General features: G+C 53.5%; 14 protein-coding genes. 5 read left to right on the top strand and 9 right to left on the bottom strand.

What is annotated here, in order from left to right:
- Positions 1-58: 58 nt before the first annotated feature.
- Positions 59-1015, top strand: coding sequence for a nucleoside hydrolase (locus AC3CB2_RS03845; protein ID WP_352930746.1), 957 nt, complete (start codon positions 59-61; stop codon positions 1013-1015).
- Between the two features lie 47 nt (positions 1016-1062).
- On the opposite strand, the gene AC3CB2_RS03840 is transcribed toward AC3CB2_RS03845, so the two are convergent.
- On the bottom strand, positions 1063-1410 hold the full coding sequence (locus tag AC3CB2_RS03840) for a hypothetical protein (RefSeq protein ID WP_041768456.1): 348 nt from the start codon (positions 1408-1410) through the stop codon (positions 1063-1065).
- Between the two features lie 247 nt (positions 1411-1657).
- Between AC3CB2_RS03840 and AC3CB2_RS03835 the strand changes: the two genes are divergently transcribed.
- A complete protein-coding gene (locus AC3CB2_RS03835) occupies positions 1658-2005 on the top strand; it encodes a hypothetical protein (protein WP_008551973.1) in 348 nt (115 codons plus the stop codon).
- 6 nt (positions 2006-2011) lie between these two features.
- Here AC3CB2_RS03835 and AC3CB2_RS03830 read toward each other — a convergent pair whose 3' ends face one another.
- The 4 genes from AC3CB2_RS03830 to puuE all read right to left on the bottom strand — a co-directional run bounded on the left by AC3CB2_RS03830 (position 2012) and on the right by puuE (position 8841).
- Positions 2012-5170, bottom strand: coding sequence for an efflux RND transporter permease subunit (locus AC3CB2_RS03830; RefSeq protein WP_352930749.1), 3159 nt, complete (start codon positions 5168-5170; stop codon positions 2012-2014).
- 23 nt (positions 5171-5193) lie between these two features.
- The gene (locus AC3CB2_RS03825; protein WP_352930751.1) at positions 5194-6582 is read right to left on the bottom strand and encodes an efflux RND transporter periplasmic adaptor subunit; all 1389 of its coding nucleotides are present in this window, start codon (positions 6580-6582) and stop codon (positions 5194-5196) included.
- A 304-nt stretch (positions 6583-6886) separates the two neighbouring features.
- Positions 6887-7567, bottom strand: a complete 681-nt coding sequence (locus AC3CB2_RS03820; protein ID WP_014285291.1) for a L,D-transpeptidase — start codon at positions 7565-7567, stop codon at positions 6887-6889.
- A gap of 368 nt (positions 7568-7935) precedes the next feature.
- A complete protein-coding gene (puuE, locus tag AC3CB2_RS03815) occupies positions 7936-8841 on the bottom strand; it encodes an allantoinase PuuE (protein WP_352930753.1) in 906 nt (301 codons plus the stop codon).
- Positions 8842-9260: 419 nt separating this feature from the next.
- Here puuE and AC3CB2_RS03810 point away from each other — a divergent pair, with 419 nt between their 5' ends.
- From AC3CB2_RS03810 to AC3CB2_RS03800, 3 genes are read left to right on the top strand one after another with little or no spacing between them, the layout of a single operon-like run.
- A complete protein-coding gene (locus AC3CB2_RS03810; RefSeq protein WP_352930755.1) occupies positions 9261-9809 on the top strand; it encodes a PadR family transcriptional regulator in 549 nt (182 codons plus the stop codon).
- A 25-nt stretch (positions 9810-9834) separates the two neighbouring features.
- A complete protein-coding gene (locus AC3CB2_RS03805) occupies positions 9835-10938 on the top strand; it encodes an efflux RND transporter periplasmic adaptor subunit (RefSeq protein WP_352930757.1) in 1104 nt (367 codons plus the stop codon).
- Positions 10935-14411, top strand: coding sequence for an efflux RND transporter permease subunit (locus AC3CB2_RS03800; protein WP_352930758.1), 3477 nt, complete (start codon positions 10935-10937; stop codon positions 14409-14411). Before AC3CB2_RS03805 ends, AC3CB2_RS03800 begins: the two co-directional genes overlap by 4 nt.
- A 275-nt stretch (positions 14412-14686) precedes the next feature.
- Here the strand turns inward: AC3CB2_RS03800 and pssA are convergent, their stop codons facing one another.
- The 4 genes from pssA to AC3CB2_RS03780 all read right to left on the bottom strand — a co-directional run bounded on the left by pssA (position 14687) and on the right by AC3CB2_RS03780 (position 20198).
- Positions 14687-15634 (bottom strand): CDP-diacylglycerol--serine O-phosphatidyltransferase, encoded by a 948-nt coding sequence (gene pssA, locus AC3CB2_RS03795; RefSeq protein WP_014285284.1) that lies wholly within the window; start codon positions 15632-15634, stop codon positions 14687-14689.
- A gap of 11 nt (positions 15635-15645) precedes the next feature.
- On the bottom strand, positions 15646-16368 hold the full coding sequence (locus AC3CB2_RS03790) for a phosphatidylserine decarboxylase (protein ID WP_256377983.1): 723 nt from the start codon (positions 16366-16368) through the stop codon (positions 15646-15648).
- A gap of 136 nt (positions 16369-16504) precedes the next feature.
- The gene (locus tag AC3CB2_RS03785) at positions 16505-18445 is read right to left on the bottom strand and encodes an ABCB family ABC transporter ATP-binding protein/permease (RefSeq protein WP_352930760.1); all 1941 of its coding nucleotides are present in this window, start codon (positions 18443-18445) and stop codon (positions 16505-16507) included.
- 286 nt (positions 18446-18731) lie between these two features.
- Positions 18732-20198 (bottom strand): Ig-like domain-containing protein, encoded by a 1467-nt coding sequence (locus tag AC3CB2_RS03780; protein ID WP_352930762.1) that lies wholly within the window; start codon positions 20196-20198, stop codon positions 18732-18734.
- Positions 20199-20397: the final 199 nt, after the last annotated feature.

Here is a 20397-nt window from a genome sequence, read left to right as displayed (position 1 = left end):
TAAGGCTGCCGCTGCGCACCCATGGCGTTAGCAGCGATCAGCTTTCCGGGAGCGAATAATGAAAAGAAAACTGATACTAGATGTGGACACCGGCACAGATGATGCCGTTGCCATTATGCTGGCTGCATTGCATGAAGATCTTGATCTGATTGGCGTTACCACAGTCAACGGCAACGCTGAGCTGCATTATTGCACAGATAATTCTCTGCGCGTGCTCGACTATATCGGCAAGCCTGAAATCCCGGTTTATGCGGGCTGCCCAAAACCTCTGGTGCGCAATGATTTTCCAGTACCACGCACCAAGAACGATCTGACCGAGAAAATCCACGGCAAGCACCTGCCCCTGCCTGAAACTGCGCTGAAAGCACAGGAGCAGCATGCGGTTGAGTATCTGGTTGAGACCTACCGGAATGCGACTGATCCAATCACACTGGTTCCGGTTGCTCCGCTGACAAACATTGCAGCTGCACTGGCTGCAGAGCCTAAGCTGGTGGATCTTATTCCTGAAGTTGTGATCATGGGTGGTGGTCACGATGTGGGGAACGTAACCCCTGCTGCTGAGTTCAACATCTGGGCGGACCCTGAAGCGGCTTATGCTGTGTTCAATGCAGGCTTTGAGAAGCTGACTATGGTGCCGCTGGATGCAACACACAAAGCACTAGTGACTGCAACACAGTGCCGTCAGTTTGATGAGCTGGGCACGCCAGCCGGTAAAGCAATGGCCGCTTGCACAGGTCACCGCATTGGCATTCACGACAAGATCCAGAAGATGGATGTGGAGCACAGCGCTCCCGTGCATGACGCGCTTTGTATTGCTCACCTCATTCAGCCTGAGGTGATTACGCTGGAAGAGTGTCCTGTCGACATTGAAACACAAGGCGCACTCACCGTTGGTCGCACCGTCGTGGACAAGAACCGCCGTGGCGGCAAGCCGGTGAACTGCAAGGTGGCATTTGATGCGAACGCACAGCTCTTCGTCGACATCATGATGGACACATTCGCGAAGAATAAATAAATCTGATGAGCGCCGAAGCTTAATGCAGTTCGGCGCTTTTCCTCCCCCTATTTAGTGAAGGCCATCTGGCCTGCGCTGCCCAGCATCCAGCGGGAGCCAAACTGATCGATCGCCACACAGCTGGCATGGGTTTCAGAGCCAAACATCAAGCACTTCACTTTTACCGCCGTCACCAGTTGCCTGCGCAGGGAATAGTGGTTCTTGGCAGGCCACATGAGCCCTACTCTGACGATGCCGTAGGTATGGTAGATATCAAGATGGCGTTTATCGACCACTTCAGCCCTGCCGCTCACTTCTGTTAGCTGTTGAATGCCCAGTGCCTGATTGGCTGAGACCGGCAGCAACAGGCCTGTAAGAAACGCAAGCATCAATGGAAAAAGCTTGAGTAAGCGCATGGTATCTCTCCGGGGTCGCACCTTTAATTCCGTTAGGGAAAAGTTAAGCATATCACAAACAAAGCGCACTCAATGCGCTTTATTGCATTTCTGTGACAATTGAGGGGTGATCCGGGACTAGTTGGGGAGGTAGAACGCAGTAAAGTGACGCTTGCCTTCAATTTTACTGTTTGGTTTTGAGGGGAAATCAGATCTGTGCGCTATACTTGCGCTGTTACCTGCATTTGAAGGTTTGGATTGGGTGTAGATGCTTCGTTCCACTGTGCATCAATTGTTTGACCAGCTGGTCTCCTGCGAGCAGTTTCTTGATAATTGCGGCGAGCTCATGTGGCGCGATAAGTTGCGCCAAACCCGCGTGGTCGACGCTGCGGGTAATGAAGCGCTGGATCTGGATTTGCTGCTCTCTTACTTCTCCCAGAGTGAGGCTTTCTTTGAACTGGAGCTTTCTCAGGACCTCGGGCACCGGGTGAATGAGACGACGCAACCGGGTGCAAACTCGCATCTGGTCACACTGCGGCTCGACATCTATTACCTTGCACAGAGATGCCGAGACGAAGGCAATACGAGTATCGTCATCATCTCGGCCTGTCCGTAACGGGTGTTACTCCGCTGGCGTGTTAGTGGTGCCCAGGGCTTCGTCCAGCTCGCTGTGCAGTTTCTCTTCACTGGCCTTACGTGGTTTCGTAAAGCGCATCAGCAGCAGATAGGCTGCTGGTGTCACGAACAGCGTTGAGAGCGTCGCAAAGCCCAGACCGCCGACGATCACCCACCCCATCTCGATACGCGCTTCAGCACCCGCACCAAACGCCATAACGAGCGGTACACCGCCTAGCACGGTAGAGACAACAGTCATCACCACCGGACGAAAGCGGATGAGGCAGGCATCGTGGATCGCCTGGAACACAGAGCGTCCTTCTTCACGCAGTGTGTTGGCAAACTCTACGATCAGAATACCATTCTTTGCCATGAGGCCGACCAGCAGGATGATACCGATCTGGGAGTAGACGTTGATGGAGCCACCTGTCAGGCCGATTGAGATAATCGCGGCGGATACCCCAAATGGTACTGTGCAGAGGATCACAAAGGCGCTCATGAAGCTTTCAAACTGCGCAGCCAGCACGAGGAAGACCACAAGGATCGCGAAGAGGAACGTCATGTAGACATTGGAAGTGGTCTTCTCCAGAACTGCGGCTTCACTGAGGAGCGTGACGTTGTTTCCTTCGGGTAGAACTTCTTCAGCGACCTGTTTCATATCTGAAATCGCCTGAGCCAGATCGTAGCCTTCATTGATGGCGATGGTGACCGGGACGGCTCGCTGCTGTTCTTCACGTGTCAGGCTTGGTGCAACGGCCTCTTCCTCGATAGAAACGATGGAAGACATTGGCAGCATGGTGCCGTCTCTGCTCTTGATGAAGATGTTTTCCAAGTCACGGGTTGAGCGCAGTGGCAGGCCACCTGCTTCCATGACCATCGGAATGCCGTCATCTTCCACGAAGAGATCCGCGACAGAAGACCCATCCAGCAGCATACGCAGGTTGGAGGCAATCCTGTCGGACGAGAGGCCCAGATCGTTGGCGCGCTCTCTGTCCACGCTGACCAGCAGCTGTGGCTGGGTTGTTTCGTAGGAGACGGATGCAAAGCCGACCTTGTCACCGTAACGCGCTTGCATTTCAGCCACGATATCATCAGCGCTTTCAGCCAATTCATCATAGTTGGTGCCGGTCACCGCGAAACGAAGGCCCTGCCCGGCACCACGGATGCCCAGCGTATTTGGCTGAGCCACGCGCACCTTAAGGCCCGGGATCTTGGAGGTTTTGCGCTGGAGTTCGTTGACGATCTCCTGTTGAGAGCGATCACGCTCTGCCCAGTCCTTCAAGGACATAATGAGGAAGCCGCGATTGATTTGCCCGCCCATCCCTACAAGGCTCATGATGCTTCGCGCTTCACCATTTTCTGCATAAGGCTGAGCAATGATTTCCAGCTCACGCATTTTAGCAGCTGTATAATCCAGACTGGAGCCTTGCGGCGCTGAGGCGATCATGAAGATCACAGAGCGGTCCTCAGAGGGTGTCAGCTGTCGCGGCAGGGATGTGAACTGTGAAGCACCGAGGATGACGAACAAGGTTGCCAGGCCCAGCAGCACGAATGGTCGGCGCAGAGACCAGTCCAATACGTTGGAGTAACCGCGTTCTATGGCAGTTCCCACACTTGAGATTGCTCTCCATGCGGCAGAGGGCTTGTGCGTGTCCTCATAGTTTTTCGTGCGCAGCAGGCGTGATGCCATCATTGGCGCGAGTGTCAGCGCAACGAAGGAGGACAGCATAACGCTGATTGCCAGCACGAAACCAAACTCGGAGAAAAGCTTCCCGACACTACCTGGTAGGAACGAGATCGGGATAAAGACGGCGGCGAGTGTCGCAGTCGTGGTGATCACTGCGAAGAATACCTCACGCGTACCGAGGATCGCAGCAGCTCGTGGTCCCTGCCCTTTGTGAACGCGTTTGGAGATGTTCTCCAGCACCACAATGGCATCATCCACCACCATGCCGGTTGCCAGCAACAAGGCCAGCAATGTGAGCACGTTTGCGGAGAAGCCTGCCAGCCAGATGCCAACCAAGGCACCGATCAAGGCTACAGGTACTGTGACGGCTGGGATGAGCGTGACACGGATTGAGCCAAGGAACAGCAACATCACACCAACGACGATGCTGGTGGAGAGGAAGAGCGAGAACACCACTTCCTTGATTGCACCGCCAATGAAGGTGGCATCATCACTGCTGATGTTGACTTCCACATCCTTAGGCAGCTGTTCCTGCATCCGGGCAACTTCAGCACGGACATCATTGGAGATATCGATGGTGTTGGAGTTGGCCGAGCGGATGATGCCCATGCCGACAGCACGCTTACCATTGTAGAACGCGCCGGAAGATGCTCTTTCCGGCCCGTAGCTTACAAAAGCAATATCGCGGATACGTGTCGTGTCATTCAGTTTGACCATGCCGATCTGTTCGGCGGTCTTCACATCAGAGTTGGCACGAACGAAGAGCTCCTGATCGCCTGTTTCCAGAGAACCGCCAGAGGTATCCAAAGCCAGCTCTTGCAGAACGCTGCGCAGGTTATCTGGTGTCAGGCCTCTTGATGACATGGCCTGCACATCAATCGCGACTTTGAAGACAGGTGTTTGCGAGCCATAAACATCTACGCTGGCCACTCCGGGCACCGAGGTGATGCGATCGATGATCTCGTCATCAACAAACTTGCTGAGCTCCTCAATGCGCATTTCATCGGATGTCACCACGAGGCGCATGACCGGGTCAGCATCAGCGTCAGCTTTCACCACCACAGGCGTATCAGCGTCTTCAGGCAGGTTACGCCCTGCCCCACTGACGGCATCGCGAATATCGTTGGCGGCTTCGCTGACGTCCACGCCATCGTTGAACTCAACTGTGATCCTGCTGCGGCCATACTTTGAGGAGGATGAAACAGATTCAATGCCAGCCGTTCGAGCGATTGCTTTTTCCAGAACACTAGTGATTTCAGCATCCGTGACTTCCGGCGGAGCACCGGAATAGGTGGTTGTTACGGTTACAACAGGCCGGTCCACATTGGGCATCTCGCGCACTTCAACGCCCAGAAGTGCTGCAATGCCTGCAACGATGATGAGGAGGTTCAGGGTAATCGCCAATACCGGACGACGTACACTCAGGGCATACAATCCGCTCAGATGACTTTCCCGTTTGGAGTTTTTGTCAGTGGTCATAGAAACACCTTGGGGTCCGTCAATCAGGAGCTGGATTGGTTGGCATCATCGCGGGATGCACCGGAGCGGGAGCCAGAACTTTTAACAGGCTCCCCCTGCTGAGTTTGCTCAGCATCCGCTGGCTTGTTTTTGCCGTTACCGCGGCCTTTGCCTTTGCGCTCTCCTTCCCCCTTGCCCTCAGAGGTTTGGGTTTCACTCACAAGCGGTGGTTTGTTGCCTTCCGGCTGTGTGAGTGTAAAACCTGGTTCGGGGCTCAGCTGCACTTTGGTGCCCGGCCTCAGGTCGCGAACGCTTTCTGTGATGACAATATCACCCGGCTCGACTTCTCCTTCGATCAGCACGCGATCAGCACTTCGCTCGATAACGATGACATCGGTACGAAGAGCCTCCCCGCCCTCAGCCAGCCAGATATGCGGACCGGAGCGATCCCATTTCAGGGCGATTGATGGGACAGATGGCCATTCGTCACCCTCGAGCTGCACCCGTGCATCAAAGGCAATACCGGAACGCAACAAGTCATCCGGGTTGTCGACGGTGGCTTGTACTTTCAGTGTGCGGGATTCTGAATTGACGCGGTTTTCCATGGCGGTAAGTTCACCGCTGAAAATGCGGCCCGGCATGGCTTCGGTGCGCAGCTCAACCTTGTCACCGCGCTTCACTTTGTTCGCGAAACGCTCTGGAACAACGAATTCCACCAGAATGCTGGAGCGATCATCAAGGCCGGTGATCCGTGAGGACTGGGTGACGTAATCGCCAATCTCGACATCCATGATGCCAAGCACACCATCAAACGGAGCTTTCACCAGTCTGCGATCCAGATCGATGCTGGCTTTATCCAGGTCAAGCCGTGCCTGATTAGTTGCTAGCAGAGCATTCTGCATCTGAACGGTGGAGATGGTCTGAGAGGTCATGAGCTTTTCGTAGCGCTCGACTTGCTCTTCTGCATCTTTCAGCGCCAGCTTAGCTCGGTTTACGGCCAGTTTCTCTTCAGCATCATCCAAGCGCAGGACGATATCCCCTTTAGAAACACGTGTGCCTGCTTCGAATGGGAGCTCCTGAATGCGGCCTGAGGCTTCCGGGTAGAGATCCGTCATCTTGGCCGCACGGCCGGTGCCGATGGCGCGGACAAATGTGTCGGTGACACCGGTGGTTACATTGCGGGCACGGGCGAGAATTTCCTGATTGCCACCTCCACCATATCCACGTTTCCCGCCACCTTTCTTGCCTTGCTGCTTATTGCCAGAACCCTGCACGGCAACTTCGGAGGTTTCCGCAGGCCAGAGCGTTAGTCCAATGGAAGAGAGAAATGGAACCGGCTTTGAGAACAGCGCCGGTTTGCCGATATACAATCCTGCAACGCCAATTGAGATGGCGATCAGACCAACTTTTACAGCCTGCCTAGAACGGGACATATACACCCAACTCCTACAAGAATTCGCAGTACTTACGGCTATGCAGGCTCACTGGATCAATGGGGAGCCTCTTGGCGAAACAAGTATGCTTGAAAGAACATATTAGTTGAGAGTGTTTTACATTGCTTTTGTGAGACATGTGCATTTTGAAGTTTGTAAAAACGTAATGACATTGTCTGAACCGGCGTTTTGCTACAGTTCGTTACACTTTCCTCAACCTTCCCTCGCGTTTTCCAAAGGTGGATACACAAAAGGCCTGATGGGGATATCAGGCCTTTCATTCTTTTTCGCGATGATTTTTTAATCAGACGCTCAGCGGCTCTACCGGATTGCTTGCCGGACGAACCACGACGCGTGATCCGTTTGGCACGCGATTGTAAAGGTCGATCACGTCCTGATTGAGCAGACGGATACAGCCACTGGACACGTTTTTGCCAATGGACCAATGCTCGTTGGTGCCATGCAGGCGGTACAAAGTGTCCTTACCGTTCTGGAACAGGTAGAGCGCACGGGCGCCCAGCGGATTTTCAATACCCGGCGCCATGCCATAGCGGAATTCTTCCAGCTCTGGCTGACGTGCAATCATCTCTGCAGGCGGCGTCCATTTCGGCCACTGGCGCTTGTACTGGATCACAGCATCGCCGTTCCAGCCAAAGCCTGCGCGGCCTACGCCAACGCCATAGCGCATGGCGGTGCCGTCACCACGCACCAGATACAGGAAGCGGTTGGATGGGTCGACGACGATGGTGCCGCCCGCTTCAGGTCCGGTGTAGTTGACGACCTGACGGAGATATTTGCCATCAGGAATTTCATTGAGGTTCACTGCCGGGACGGGGAATTTTTCTTCCGGCATCGGGCCGTAAACAGCCTTGTAGTATGGGTCCTGACGGAGATCAGCGACCGTCTTACGTTTTGGTGCACTTGTGGTCTGACAGCCAGCCAACGCCAGAGCTGCTGTTCCGATGACAAAACCACGCCGGGACAAACTTCTTTTGCTTGAATGCCTCGCCTTCTCGGCCGTTGCACTTAAAAAGCTCATGGTCACCCTATTATTGTTCCTTAAGTTAGATTGCCGAGGATGATGCAATAGGCATACCGCACAGCCGATTTGCGTTTCTAACTTGTCTCTATCAATAACTAATTGAGGAAGACAGATGGTCACGACAATTTGAACCTATGCATTATTCACTATGTGGATTCAAAGGGTGCGACCAACAAGGCAATATAGGGTGTGTCTGGCCTGCAAATGGCTGCATTGCGGCCAGTTCAAGAACAAAATGGCTTTTCTACAGATGGCGAGGCAACCTCCCTCACTTGGGGCAAGGAAGGTAATTGCCTCAGTTTTTGAAGAGCTTACTGTTTGTGATGCTCGTGCCAGTGGCGTGCAACATCGATGCGGCGCGGCACCCAGACGTCTTGTTTGGTGGAGATGTAATCCAGAAAACGGGCCAGAGCAGCAGTTCGGCCAGGGCGTCCAGCCAAGCGGCAATGGAGGCCAACGTTCATCATTTTAGGCGCTCCATCCTCCCCTTCAGCGTATAGCGTGTCGAAGCTATCTTTCAGGTAGGTAAAGAATTGGTCACCGCTGTTAAAGCCCTGCGGTGTTGCAAAGCGCATGTCATTGGCATCCAGCGTGTAAGGGATGATCAGATGCGGACCTTTTGGTCCCTCCACCCAGTAAGGAAGATCATCTGCGTAGCTGTCTGAGCTGTACAGGAAGCCACCTTCTTCCATGATCAGCGGCAGTGTGTTGACCGAAGTGCGGCCTGTGTACCAACCGTATGGGCGCTCGCCAGTGGTGTCCTCATGGATCTTAATCGCCTGCTCAATGTGCCAGCGTTCTTCTTCGGCAGAAAAGTCCTTGTACTCAATCCATTTGAGGCCGTGAGAGGCGATTTCCCAACCAGCTTCCTTCATTGCTTCAACTGCACCGGGATTGCGTTCCAACGCAGTTGCAACGCCGTAACAGGTGACTGGAAACTTATGTTTCTGGAATAAACGCCACAAACGCCAGAAGCCAGCGCGGGAGCCATACTCGTAGATAGACTCCATATTCATATGGCGCTGGTTCAACCATGATTCCGCGCCGACAATTTCAGAAAGGAATGCTTCAGAACCGGCATCTCCATGAAGGATGTTGTTTTCGCCGCCTTCTTCATAATTGATGACGAACTGTACCGCGATCTTCGCATTGCCTGGCCATTTCGGGTCTGGTGTGTTCCGGCCAAACCCAATCATATCGCGTGCATAATCCATCATGAAATACCTTTTTGAAGTTGACCGGAGACACTTCACCTCAAAACAGCAAGACAAGACAAGTAGGTTTGTGCAGAAATCCAATGCACAACTGCTTCGTAAACGAAGAAAATTGGAACAACCTGTGATGGCAAACACATTCTTTTGCAGATTATTTATTAAAAATGAGAGAGACCCATTGAATTTTTGAGCACGTGACCAATCTGAACCCTATGTAGCAAGAGTGGGACATCCTGTTACATTTCTACATTTGACAGCGTTCAGAGCATTAAGTAGAAAAGTTTCACATATATCTAATCGATATATATCGAACGTGATCAGACTTTTGCTCTAGTCGAAATTAAGTCTTTTAAGTTCAGTAGTTTATGCGAGCTCATCGCTGTATGGGCTCTGTTTTCAACACTCAGTGCCATGTGGTGGGTATGAGCACACGAAAATTTTGTCTTGCCATATTGTCCAGCGGAGACGCGACGGGATATGAAATTCGCAAGACTGCGCAAGAAGGTCATTTTAGCCATTTCATTGAAGCCAGTTACGGGTCGATTTATCCGTCACTTGCCAAGATGGAACAGGAAGGGCTTGTGACGTGGCGCGAAGAGACCTCCTCAGGCAAACCGTCCCGAAAAATCTATTCTATTACGCAGGCAGGGCGTGACGCTTTTGTGCAAGAGCTGACCGCGACCCCTGTCGAAGATCTGTTCAGGTCCCCTTTCCTTCTTCTTGCTCTTTATAGCCGATGGGTTGGAGGCGAGTTCATCTCACGTGAGATCGACCGCCGCATCGAGCATCTGGAGCTGAAGATCGGGGGCATGAAACACGAGGTTGAGCTTTGTGAAGATCCGGCGAGCGCCTGGACGCTGGGATACGGAATTACCACACTGAGTGCTTCCCTTGATTACTTGAAAATGAACCGAAGCAAGCTTGAGCGCATCGCCAGCGAGCGTGTCTCCCACGCTCAAGCAGCTGAATAATCGCCTAGAACCGGCGGAGAGAAAAATGGCAATTCGATTTTCACATGTTCTGGCATTGGGGCTTACGGCCGGAATTGGTATTTGGATGGCAACTGGCACCACTGTTGTGATGGGTCAGGGTAACGGCGAAAATTCTACGCCACCGCCAGCCGAACGCGTGAAAGCCCAAGCCTCTTTACCGTTTGCCGTAAAAGTGGAAACTCTGGAAGCGACAACCCGTACGCCGTTTCTGGAAATGCGTGGGCGCACGCAGGCTGACACTCGCGTAGAGGTGCATTCGGAAACCTCTGGCGTGGTTCGCACACGTCCGGCAACGGAAGGTATGTTTGTTCGCAAAGGCGATCTGCTGTGTTCTTTGGATCGCGGTGCACGTGAAGCGCGGGTTTTGCAGGCCAATGCAGCTCTGGCACAGGCGAACATTGATTATGAAGCTGCCAGCAAGCTGAACAACAGGGGCTTTTCTGCAGCAAACCGTGTGATCGCGCTGAAGGCAACACGCGATGCGGCCAAAGCCCAGTTGCAGGAAGCGGAGCTGGAGTTGGACCGCACCGAAATCCGCGCACCGATTGATGGCATTATTGAAACACCGCTGACTGAAGTTGGTGCGATGCTTGGTGTTGGCAAAGTCTGCGCAACAATCATGGCTCCGGACCCAATGCTTGCCATTGGTGCAGTTTCTGAATCCAATATTCAGGCGGTGAAGGTTGGTCAGATTGCAGTTGTTAATCTGGTGACCGGCCAGAGTGTTGAAGGCAAGGTGAGCTACATTGCAAGCTCTGCTGATCCTGATACCCGCACTTTCCGCGTTGAGGTGGAACTGCCGAACTCTGACTTTGAACTGAAGGACGGCGTCACCACCAGCACGCAACTGCAGCTTGCGGAAGAGAAAGCGCACTTCGTTTCTCCGGGCATCCTGACCCTCGCTGACAATGGCGACATTGGTCTGCGCGGTGTTGATGCGGACAACAAGGTCATTTTCTACCCTGTTGAACTGATCGGCGGCGACACACAAGGCGTATGGCTGAAAGGCCTGCCAGAAAAAGTGACTGTTATTACTGTGGGTCAGGACTTCGTGAAAGAAGGCCGTACTGTTCATCCTGTTTTTGAAACCGCGGAGGTTTCACAATGATTTCCATGCTGGAAGGGGTGCTCCACCGCCCCAAAACAGTTTTTGTGATGATGCTCTTCATGGTGATCGCAGGCATTATGTCCTACATCGCGATCCCGAAAGAAGCAGCTCCTGATATTGACGTTCCTTTCTTTTACGTTTCTGTCAGCCAGTCCGGCATCTCTCCTGAAGATGGGACACGCCTGATCGGTCAGCCGATGGAAACAGAGCTCCGCGGCCTTGAAGGGCTGAAAGAGATCACAACCATTGCCTCTGAAGGGCACGTTGGTATCTTACTGGAGTTCGACATCAGCGTCGATAAAGACAAGGCTCTGACGGACGTTCGCGAGAAGGTGGATACGGCGAAAAGCAAGATCCCTGAGGACGCCAAAGAGCCTACTGTCAGCACACACAACATGGCGCTTCAGCCAACCATGACTATTGCCCTTTCCGGTGATGTCCCTTCCCGCACGCTTTACCGACTTGCAGATCGTCTGAAAGACGAGATCGAGTCCATTGCGTCTGTGAAAGAGGTTGAGCTGACTGGTCAGCGCGATGAGCTTTTGGAAGTGATCATCGATACGCTGAAGATGGAAAGCTATTCCATCAGCCAGAGTGAGCTGATCAACGCGCTTAGCCTGAACAATCAGCTGATTGCAGCAGGCTTTATTGATGGTGGTGCCGGTCGCTTCAACATCAAGGTGCCGGGTCTGATCCTTGACGCCGATGATGTTTATTCGCTGCCAGTGAAACAGTCCGGCGAAGGTGTTGTTACTCTAGGCGATATCGCGACCATCAAGCGGACCTTCAAAGACCCAAGCACCTTCACTCTGGTGAACGGCCAGCCAGCTGTTTCTTTGGACGTGGTGAAGCGTATTGGCGAGAACATCATCGAGAACAACGCAGCTGTGCGCACTGTTGTTGAGGAGATCACAAAGGATCTGCCACCAACTGTGTCTGTCAGCTACATGCTGGATGAGTCCGACAACATCTTCCAGGTTCTCAACTCCCTTGAATCTTCCATTATGACCGCGATCTTCCTCGTGATGATCGTTGTGGTGGCCGCTCTTGGGTTGCGCTCTGCAGTGCTTGTTGGTCTGGCAATCCCGACCAGTTTCATGCTCGGCTTCCTGACCCTGACAACCATCGGCATGACCGTGAACACCATGGTGATGTTCGGCCTCGTGCTGACCGTTGGTATGCTGGTTGATGGCGCGATCGTGATGGTGGAATACGCAGACCGTAAGGCTGCAGAAGGTATGCCTCCGCGGGATGCTTATATCCGTGCCGCCAAGCTGATGTTCTGGCCAATTGTATCTTCCACAGCAACCACACTGGCAGCCTTCCTGCCGATGCTGCTGTGGCCGGGCGTTCCTGGCGAGTTCATGAGCTACCTGCCGATCATGGTGATCATCGTTCTGTCCGGCTCGTTGCTGACTGCAATGGTGTTCCTACCCGTGACGGGTGGCATCTTGGCTTCCGTGTTTGCGTTCATGAGCAAGTATGGGGAGCATCTTCTGGCTCTAATCATTGCCATGGCGCTTGCTGTTGTGGTTTCCAGCCTCACACCTGTCGTTGCGGTGCTTGGGCCAGCTTCTAAGTTGCTGGGAGCAGCAGTCCTCGCGATTGCCTACCTGCCATTGATGAAGATGTTCAAGCCAATCCTCAACTACTCGCGTGCTCGTGTTGAGCGTCGCAAGACCGAAGAATTGGCAGCAGCGAAAGTATTCTCCGGGCATGGTCCGTTTGACACTTCCAAGCTGCGCGGTATCACCCGCGCTTACATTGCGGTTCTGGAGTTTCTGGTTCGCAGATGGTGGGCTGGTATGATGGCTATTGTTGCCATGCTGGCTCTTTGTGCGGGTATCTTCATTACCTTTATGGGCAACAATGCCGGTACTGAGTTCTTCGTGGATGAAGAACCAGAACAAGGTAAGTTCTATGTGACAGCGCGCGGTAACATGTCTGCGCTGGAAGCATTGGAGCTTGTTCGTCAGGTTGATAACGTCATTCTGGCAGAGCCAGGCATTGAGAACGTTGTGACCCGTGCCTTCCCTGTTGGCGTACGTGGTGGTAGCGGCAACAATGCCCCTGCGGATCTGATTGGTTCCATCGATATTGAGTTTGCAGATTTCTGCTGCCGTCGTTCTGCGCAGGAGATCTTCAACAGCGTTCGTGAGAAAACCACCCAGATTCCGGGCATCAAGGTTGAATCCCGTCAGGTTGAAGGTGGCCCTCCAACCGGTAAAGACATTCAGCTGCAGATCAGCTCAAACAACTACGAAGCTGCTGTTGCTGCTGCGGATCGTGTTCGCAACCACATCGACACCATCGATGGATTGCGCGATCAGGAAGACAGCCGTCCGCTGCCAGGTATCGATTGGGAGTTGACCATCAACCGCGAGAAAGCGGCCCGCTACAAAGCAGATATCGCTGCTGTGGGGGCGATGGTTCAGCTGGTGACCAACGGTGTTCTGATTGGTGATTACCGTCCATCTGACTCTGAAGATGAAGTGGATATTCGCGTTCGCCTGCCAGTGGAGGAACGTACGCTCGACAAGTTTGATGAGCTGCGCCTGCGCACCTCTTTGGGCCAGATCCCTCTGTCCAACTTTGTGGAACGCACACCGAAGCAGAAGGTTTCCAGCATCACACGCCGTAATGGCATGTTCTCGCTGGACGTGAAGGCTGGCGTTGATAAGGACCGCTTCCTCATAACTGAGAAAGAGGCTGAAATTCAGGCCTGGCTTGATACTCAGCAATGGCCAGAGGGTGTGTTCATCAAGTTCCGCGGTGCGAACGAAGAGCAAGCCAAGTCTCAAGCCTTCCTGATGAAGGCGATGATTGGTGCCCTCTTCCTGATGTTCATCATTCTTCTGACCCAGTACAACAGCTTCTACCAAAGCTTCCTCACACTCTCGACTGTTGTGATGAGTGTGTTTGGCGTGCTGCTGGGCATGCTGGTGACCGGGCAGAAGTTCTCGATCATCATGACCGGTACAGGCATCGTGGCTTTGGCTGGTATTGTGGTGAACAACGCAATCGTGCTGATTGATACCTACAATCGCTTCCGTGAAGACGGGCAGAGCCCTGTTGATGCTGCGCTGCGCACCAGTGCACAGCGTATCCGTCCAGTGATGCTGACCACGATCACAACGATTGCAGGTCTCATTCCAATGGCGACGCAGATCAGCTTCGACTTTGCTAATCAGGTCACCACTTTTGGCAGCGTGACGGCCAGCTGGTGGGTACAGCTCTCAACAGCTGTGATCTCCGGTCTGGCATTCTCCACGCTGCTGACGCTGGTGGTGATCCCGATTGCTCTGGTGATGCCGATGCACATGAAGAATGGCGTGTCGCGGATCTCCAGCCGTCGTCAGGGCAAAATGCCTGCGGATCAGTATGTCTTTGCCAATGGCAATGTGGGAACGAAAGAACCAAGCTTCGGAGATGAGGCTGAGGAGGTCAAACGCGTTCCAGAGGCTGCTGAGTAAAGCTGACTCAGATACGAATATTGAAAAAAGGCTGCTCCGGCAGCCTTTTTTGTTGCCTGCATTCTAAGAGCGAAGCTGGGAGCTGGGAGCTGGGAGCTGGGAGCTGGGAGCTGGGAGCTGGGAGCTGGGAGCTGGGAGCTGGGAGCTGGGAGCTGGGAGCTGGGAGCTGGGAGCTGGGAGCTGGGATAGCGTTTGCATATAGCGCTGTCAGGTCAACAAAAAAGGCCGCAGAGCGTTCCACGGCCTTTCATAAATCTCATTGTTTCAGCGTGACTTTAAGTCTTGCTGTCCTCCTGATCCTGTTTTGGATCAGGCACACCTGCTTTGGCGATGTCTTCGAGGCTGACTTTCAAAGAGGCTTTGTCTTCTGACACGCTTTCCTCTTCAATCTCGGTGGTCATCACATCACAGTCCGCGTGTGGTCCCTTCCCTGTTACACAGTGGATTTTGTAGGAACGCCATGCGAAGGGAATAGAGATGAGGTAGCCGAGGCTGATCACAGTCAGACATTCAAACGGATAGCTCGCAGCCAGCGCTACGATACCAACTGCAACGACGAACAACGGCAGAACCCATTCACGGCGGATGTGGGTGCCGATCTGCTTACCGGAGAAGGTTGGCAGCTGGCTGACCATCAAAAGGCCGATGAACATGGTGTAGAGCGCAACTGGCAATGCCAGTTCGTTCCAGTGCGGTACGCCCAGACGCTCCAGATAGATCGGCAGCAGGACCGTCAACGCGCCTGCCGGAGCCGGAACGCCAGTGAAGAACTTGTTGGCCCACTTCGGTTTATTAGGATCGTCCAGCGCCACGTTAAAGCGCGCCAGGCGCAACGCCATACAGATGGAGAACAGCAGTGAGGCAATCCAGCCAAGGGAGCTGGCGTCTTCCAGCATCCATGCGTACAGGATGATGCCCGGTGCTACACCGAAGTTCACAAAGTCGGCCAGCGAGTCCAGCTCGGCGCCAAACTTAGTGGTGCCTTTGAGCATGCGCGCAACGCGGCCATCCAGTGCATCCAGAATAGCAGCCAGGAAGATGGCAGCGATTGCCATATCCCACCTGTCTTCCATGGCCATGCGGATGGCTGTCAGGCCAGAACACAGCGCCAGCAGGGTGACGACATTTGGTAAAACAATACGAAGGGGAATGCGCTTGCGCGTACTCCCTTTTCCATTGGCGGGTTGACCTCCCGGTTCGTAGGGAGGAAATGGATTTGACACGCTATACTACCTTAAGAAACGCGGGCAACAACGTCGCCTGCTTCTTCATCTTTCAGATTTGCCAGAATACTCTCGCCAGCAATCATGGTCTGGCCCAAGGCAACTTGTGGCTTTGTACCCTGTGGCAGGTAAACATCAAGACGGGATCCGAAGCGGATCAGACCGAAGCGATCACCTGCAGAAATGTTTTCGCCTTCTTTGACGAAGCACACAATACGGCGTGCTACGAGGCCGGCGATTTGCACAACGCCGATGCGGGCGTTGTCGTTTTCAATGATCAGGCCGTTGCGCTCGTTGTGCTCACTTGCCTTGTCCAGCTCCGCATTCAGGAACTTTCCGGCTTTGTAAGCAACGCGCGTGACGCGGCCTGCCATTGGCGCACGGTTTACGTGGCAGTTAAAGACATCCATGAAGATGCAAACACGCATCATAGGTTGATCGCCCAGGTCCAGCTCACGCGGTGGAATGGCGGAGCCCATCAGGCACACTGTGCCATCTGCCGGGGAAACAATCAGGCCGTCTTTAACAGGTGTGACACGTTTTGGGTCACGGAAGAAGTAACAGACCCATCCGGTGAGGAAGAGGCCTATCCAGAAAAGAGGTGACCAGAACCACCCTAAAATGATTGTCAGGACAGCTGCAATGGCGATGAACGGGTAACCTTCTCTATGAATGGGAACCAGTGTCTTGGAAATGCTGTCTACCAACGACATCGTCGACCACCTTTGCTCAATTGAGGGGTTCAGCTATTGAACCCCTCAGACGTTAAGTTTCTGCTCATAGAGCAACTCAGAGAGTTCTGTGCAAGCAACTCTAGCTTATTTAAACAGAGATTCCCCTGATTGCGCGCAGAGCTTTCCCTTCAACCCACTATTTCTTGTCGTTTATGCCCTCAATTACGGCTTCTTCAGCACTTTTGCCTCTGGAAATGAAGCCCTGATCGTCTTCACGCATTTCTGCCAGACGTGCTTCCGCTTCGCTGACTTCGCGCTGACGGCTCCACATGGAGGCATAGAGGCCATCGTTGGCCATGAGCTCGGCGTGGGTGCCCTGCTCTACGGCTTCACCGGCTTTGAGCACGAGGATCTGGTCTGCATTCACCACGGTTGAGAGGCGGTGGGCGATGACGAGTGTAGTGCGATCCTTGGAGACCACATCCAGAGCGGACTGGATTTCCTGCTCGGTGTGGGTGTCCAGAGCGGATGTTGCTTCATCAAGGATAAGGATTGGCGGGCTCTTGAGGATGGTTCGCGCAATCGCCACACGTTGTTTTTCACCACCGGAGAGCTTCAAGCCGCGCTCGCCCACTTCACTGTCATAGCCATGAGGCAATGCTTCGATGAAGTGGTCGATCTGGGCCAGCTTTGCTGCTTCCTTCACCTCTTCATCCGTCGCGTTCACGCGGCCATAGCGGATGTTGTAGGCGATATTGTCATTAAACAGCACCGTATCCTGCGGCACCATGCCGATGTGATCGCGCAGAGACTTCTGGGTGACTTCACGCACGTCCTTGCCATCAATGGTGATGCGGCCCGAGGTGACATCATAGAAGCGGAACAGAAGGCGTGAGATGGTGGACTTACCAGCACCGGACGGTCCAACGATCGCGATGGTGCTACCAGCCGGGACTTCGAAATTCACGCCTTTGAGGATCGGGCGCTCTTCATCGTAGTGGAAGTGCACGTCCTCAAACTTGATGGTGGCTTCTTTGACCTTCAGGTTCTCAGCCAGTGGTTCATCCTGAATTTCAGGTTCAACAGCCAGAACAGAGAACATGGCTTCCAGATCAGCGATACCCTGACGGATTTCGCGATAGATGAAGCCGATGAAGTTGAGCGGAACAGACAGCTGCATGAGCAACGCGTTGATCATGACGAAGTCACCGATGGTCTGCTCGCCACGCTGGATTGCCATAGCGGACATGACCATACAGGTTGTCATGCCGACACCCAGGATCAGTGCCTGCCCGAAGTTGAGCCAGGACAGAGACGTCCATGTTTTAATGGCCGCGCGTTCATAGCCACGCATTGCTTTATCAAAGCGACCCCGCTCCATCTCTTCGTTGCCGAAGTACTTCACGGTCTCAAAGTTCAGCAGACTGTCGACGGACTTGCTGTTTGCATCGTTGTCCGCGTTGTTCATGTCGCGGCGGATCTGGATACGCTTATCAGAAGCCACAACGGTGTAGTAAACGTAGGCGAACACGGTGACGCCGACCACGACCACGTACCAGAAGCCAAACTGGAACCAGATGACAACCGCCATCATGGCAAATTCAACGACTGTTGGAATACCGCTGAGGATCGTGAAACGAACGATGCCTTCAATGCCCTTCACACCACGGTCAATCACGCGGGTCAGGCCACCGGTGCGGCGTGACAAGTGATAGCGCAGGGAAAGTGCATGGAGGTGCTGGAAGGTCAGGTTGGCCAGTTCGCGGACAGCGTGCAAGCCGACGCTGGAGAAGATGGCATCACGGATCTGGTTGAAACCGACAGCCATGGTTCTGGCGACATTGTACGCGATCACCAGCATGATTGGCGCAATGAGGATTGGCGGCAACCAGTTTGGCAGAACACTGTTGTCAGTCAGGGCATCGGTTGCCCATGCATAAAGGTAGGGCGCGAAAACGGTAATAATTTTTGCGACAATCAACGCCGCGAGGGCCAGAACGACACGCTTTTTCAGCTCCGGCCTTGCATCAGGCCACATGTAAACCCAGAGAGTTTTCAGTGAACGAAGCAAGCCTTTATCGTCTGCATCCAAAGCAGGGGCGGATTTTGCCTGCTGTTTTTTGCTTGTTGCAGTCATGCTAGTGCCTTGTTGCCCGGCACGCTTCTCAATACGCAGAAGCGGTTTGGCGAATTTGGAATGTCTTATCAGAAGAGCAATGGTCCTGAACGCGCCATTGTCATCAGATTGGAAAGGGTCTTATGCCCTCTTTGGGAACGCACCCTCATCCGAAATCACTTTTCGGGAGCGCGCAGTAGGTTTGCAAACCAGAGAAAGCGCTGGATTGATCATCCAGCGCTTTCCGAAAGATTAATCTGGAAAGCTTTCTCTTCTTAAATAGGACGTTCGAAGAGAAGAATCCAGATCAGTTATTAATTGTTTTCCAATTCAGGTCAGCCACAGGCAACATGAACACCTGTCCCGGGAAGATCAGGTCCGGATTTTGAATCTGCTGGCTGTTTGCCTGATAGATGGTGGTGTAACGCGTTCCCTGACCATACAGGCGGCGGGAAATGGTCCAGAGGTTATCACCGCGGCGAATGATAACATTTGGCAGCTCACCAATACCGACAGATGCAGATGAGCCTTTAGAGCCGGAGCCTTCTGCAACGAGGCGAACCGGGATCATGGCCACATCGTTTTCACCTTTGGTGAAGACGACCTGCGCACGGGCTTCCACTTTGCCTTCGGTGTTTTCCACCTTGTCGGCACGAACTTCTACGTTGCCAGCCGGAATGGTCTTTTCAGCTTCCACCAGCCAGCGGCCTTCTTTGCCCGCCTTGGCTTCGCCGACGAACTCTTCACCAACGTAGACACGAACCTGTGCGCCCGGCTCACTTTCGCCGGCTACAAAGACTTTGCCCTGCTCGGTCTCAACAGCCTTCACAGTCAGCTCAGGCTCTTCGTTTGCCTGCGCAACAGCAACAGGGGCTGGAGCTTCGGTTGGGGTTTCAGTCTGTGCTGCAACAGCAGCAGGTGCTTCTGCTTGAGGCTGATCAGCTGGCGCTTCAGCAGTTTCGGTTGCAGATGGTGCAGTTGTTTCAGCTGTTGGAGCTGGTGTCTCTGTCACAGCAACTGCGGTTGCAGCTGGCGCAGCTGCTGGCTTTTCAGCGGTTGCAGCAAGTGCAGGTGCTTCTTCTTTTGCGCCCGGTGTTTCAGCGGCGGCTGTTTCAACCGGAGCATCTGCTTTTGGTTGCTCTGTCTGGACGGTTGTTACTGGTTCAGCCGTAACTGGCGCTTCCGGAAGCTGAAGAATTTTGGATGGTGCGTTTGGCTCATTGAGGACAACGAGGACTTCACCGCTTTCATCTTCAGGCACAGAGACAGCAATGTGCTGCTCGGAGCCATTCTTTTCCTGAGTTTCCTGATTGGTCGCTTCCAGGCTGACATCGTGATCGCCCGGCTTCAGCGGTTTATCGAGGACAATCGCGAACTCGCCGCGGTTGTTAGCGATGCCTTTGCCGATTACATTGCCATTGGAGATGAGCGCGACAATGGAACCGGCTTCTGCGCGGCCCGCAACCACTGCATCACCTGATGGCTCCACGCGCATCACATCGAAACTTGGGACATTGTCGCCGGCAACATCTGCTGTCTCCAGCTTGGTAGTCGCTTCAGGAGTTTTATCAGCCCCTGCCTTATCTACCTGTGTGCCCGACGAGTTGAGCTGTACTTTGCCATTTGCAGCTGCTTCCAGTTTTGCAACAGCCTTTTCAGCTTCTGCTACAACCGAAGTGTCTTCCTTGCTCAGGTAGTACGCCCCCGCACCGATTGCGCCCGCAGCAACAGCTACAGCAACTGTCAGCAACCAGTTCATCCCCGATTTCGACATGGTTCTCAATTGCTCCTCAAGCAGACCATAGTTCACTCGACATGGCATGCTTTGACATTATATCAGATTGCCCGGATATCAGTTTATCCGGCTGCCTCTTTTGCCGAGTTTAGAGCAAAAAGGACAGACTTTAATCGTGTTTGTTATACATGTTTAACCCGAGGGGCAAGGTGCACCATGTCAGGCAAGTTGCGCATGT

Source organism: Pseudovibrio sp. SCP20 (assembly GCF_057774105.1).
Note: the sequence above shows the minus strand (reverse complement) of the source record. Positions and strands in the feature narration are given on the sequence as shown.

Excerpts from the sequence above, each read along its gene's own strand:
- AC3CB2_RS03845 (WP_352930746.1), top strand. The coding sequence starts at position 59 with ATGAAAAGAAAACTGATACTAGATGTGGACACCGGCACAGATGATGCC.
- AC3CB2_RS03840 (WP_041768456.1), bottom strand. The coding sequence starts at position 1,410 with ATGCGCTTACTCAAGCTTTTTCCATTGATGCTTGCGTTTCTTACAGGC.
- AC3CB2_RS03835 (WP_008551973.1), top strand. The coding sequence starts at position 1,658 with ATGCTTCGTTCCACTGTGCATCAATTGTTTGACCAGCTGGTCTCCTGC.
- AC3CB2_RS03830 (WP_352930749.1), bottom strand. The coding sequence starts at position 5,170 with ATGACCACTGACAAAAACTCCAAACGGGAAAGTCATCTGAGCGGATTG.
- AC3CB2_RS03825 (WP_352930751.1), bottom strand. The coding sequence starts at position 6,582 with ATGTCCCGTTCTAGGCAGGCTGTAAAAGTTGGTCTGATCGCCATCTCA.
- puuE (WP_352930753.1), bottom strand. The coding sequence starts at position 8,841 with ATGATGGATTATGCACGCGATATGATTGGGTTTGGCCGGAACACACCA.
- AC3CB2_RS03810 (WP_352930755.1), top strand. The coding sequence starts at position 9,261 with ATGAGCACACGAAAATTTTGTCTTGCCATATTGTCCAGCGGAGACGCG.
- AC3CB2_RS03805 (WP_352930757.1), top strand. The coding sequence starts at position 9,835 with ATGGCAATTCGATTTTCACATGTTCTGGCATTGGGGCTTACGGCCGGA.
- AC3CB2_RS03800 (WP_352930758.1), top strand. The coding sequence starts at position 10,935 with ATGATTTCCATGCTGGAAGGGGTGCTCCACCGCCCCAAAACAGTTTTT.
- AC3CB2_RS03785 (WP_352930760.1), bottom strand. The coding sequence starts at position 18,445 with ATGACTGCAACAAGCAAAAAACAGCAGGCAAAATCCGCCCCTGCTTTG.
- AC3CB2_RS03780 (WP_352930762.1), bottom strand. The coding sequence starts at position 20,198 with ATGTCGAAATCGGGGATGAACTGGTTGCTGACAGTTGCTGTAGCTGTT.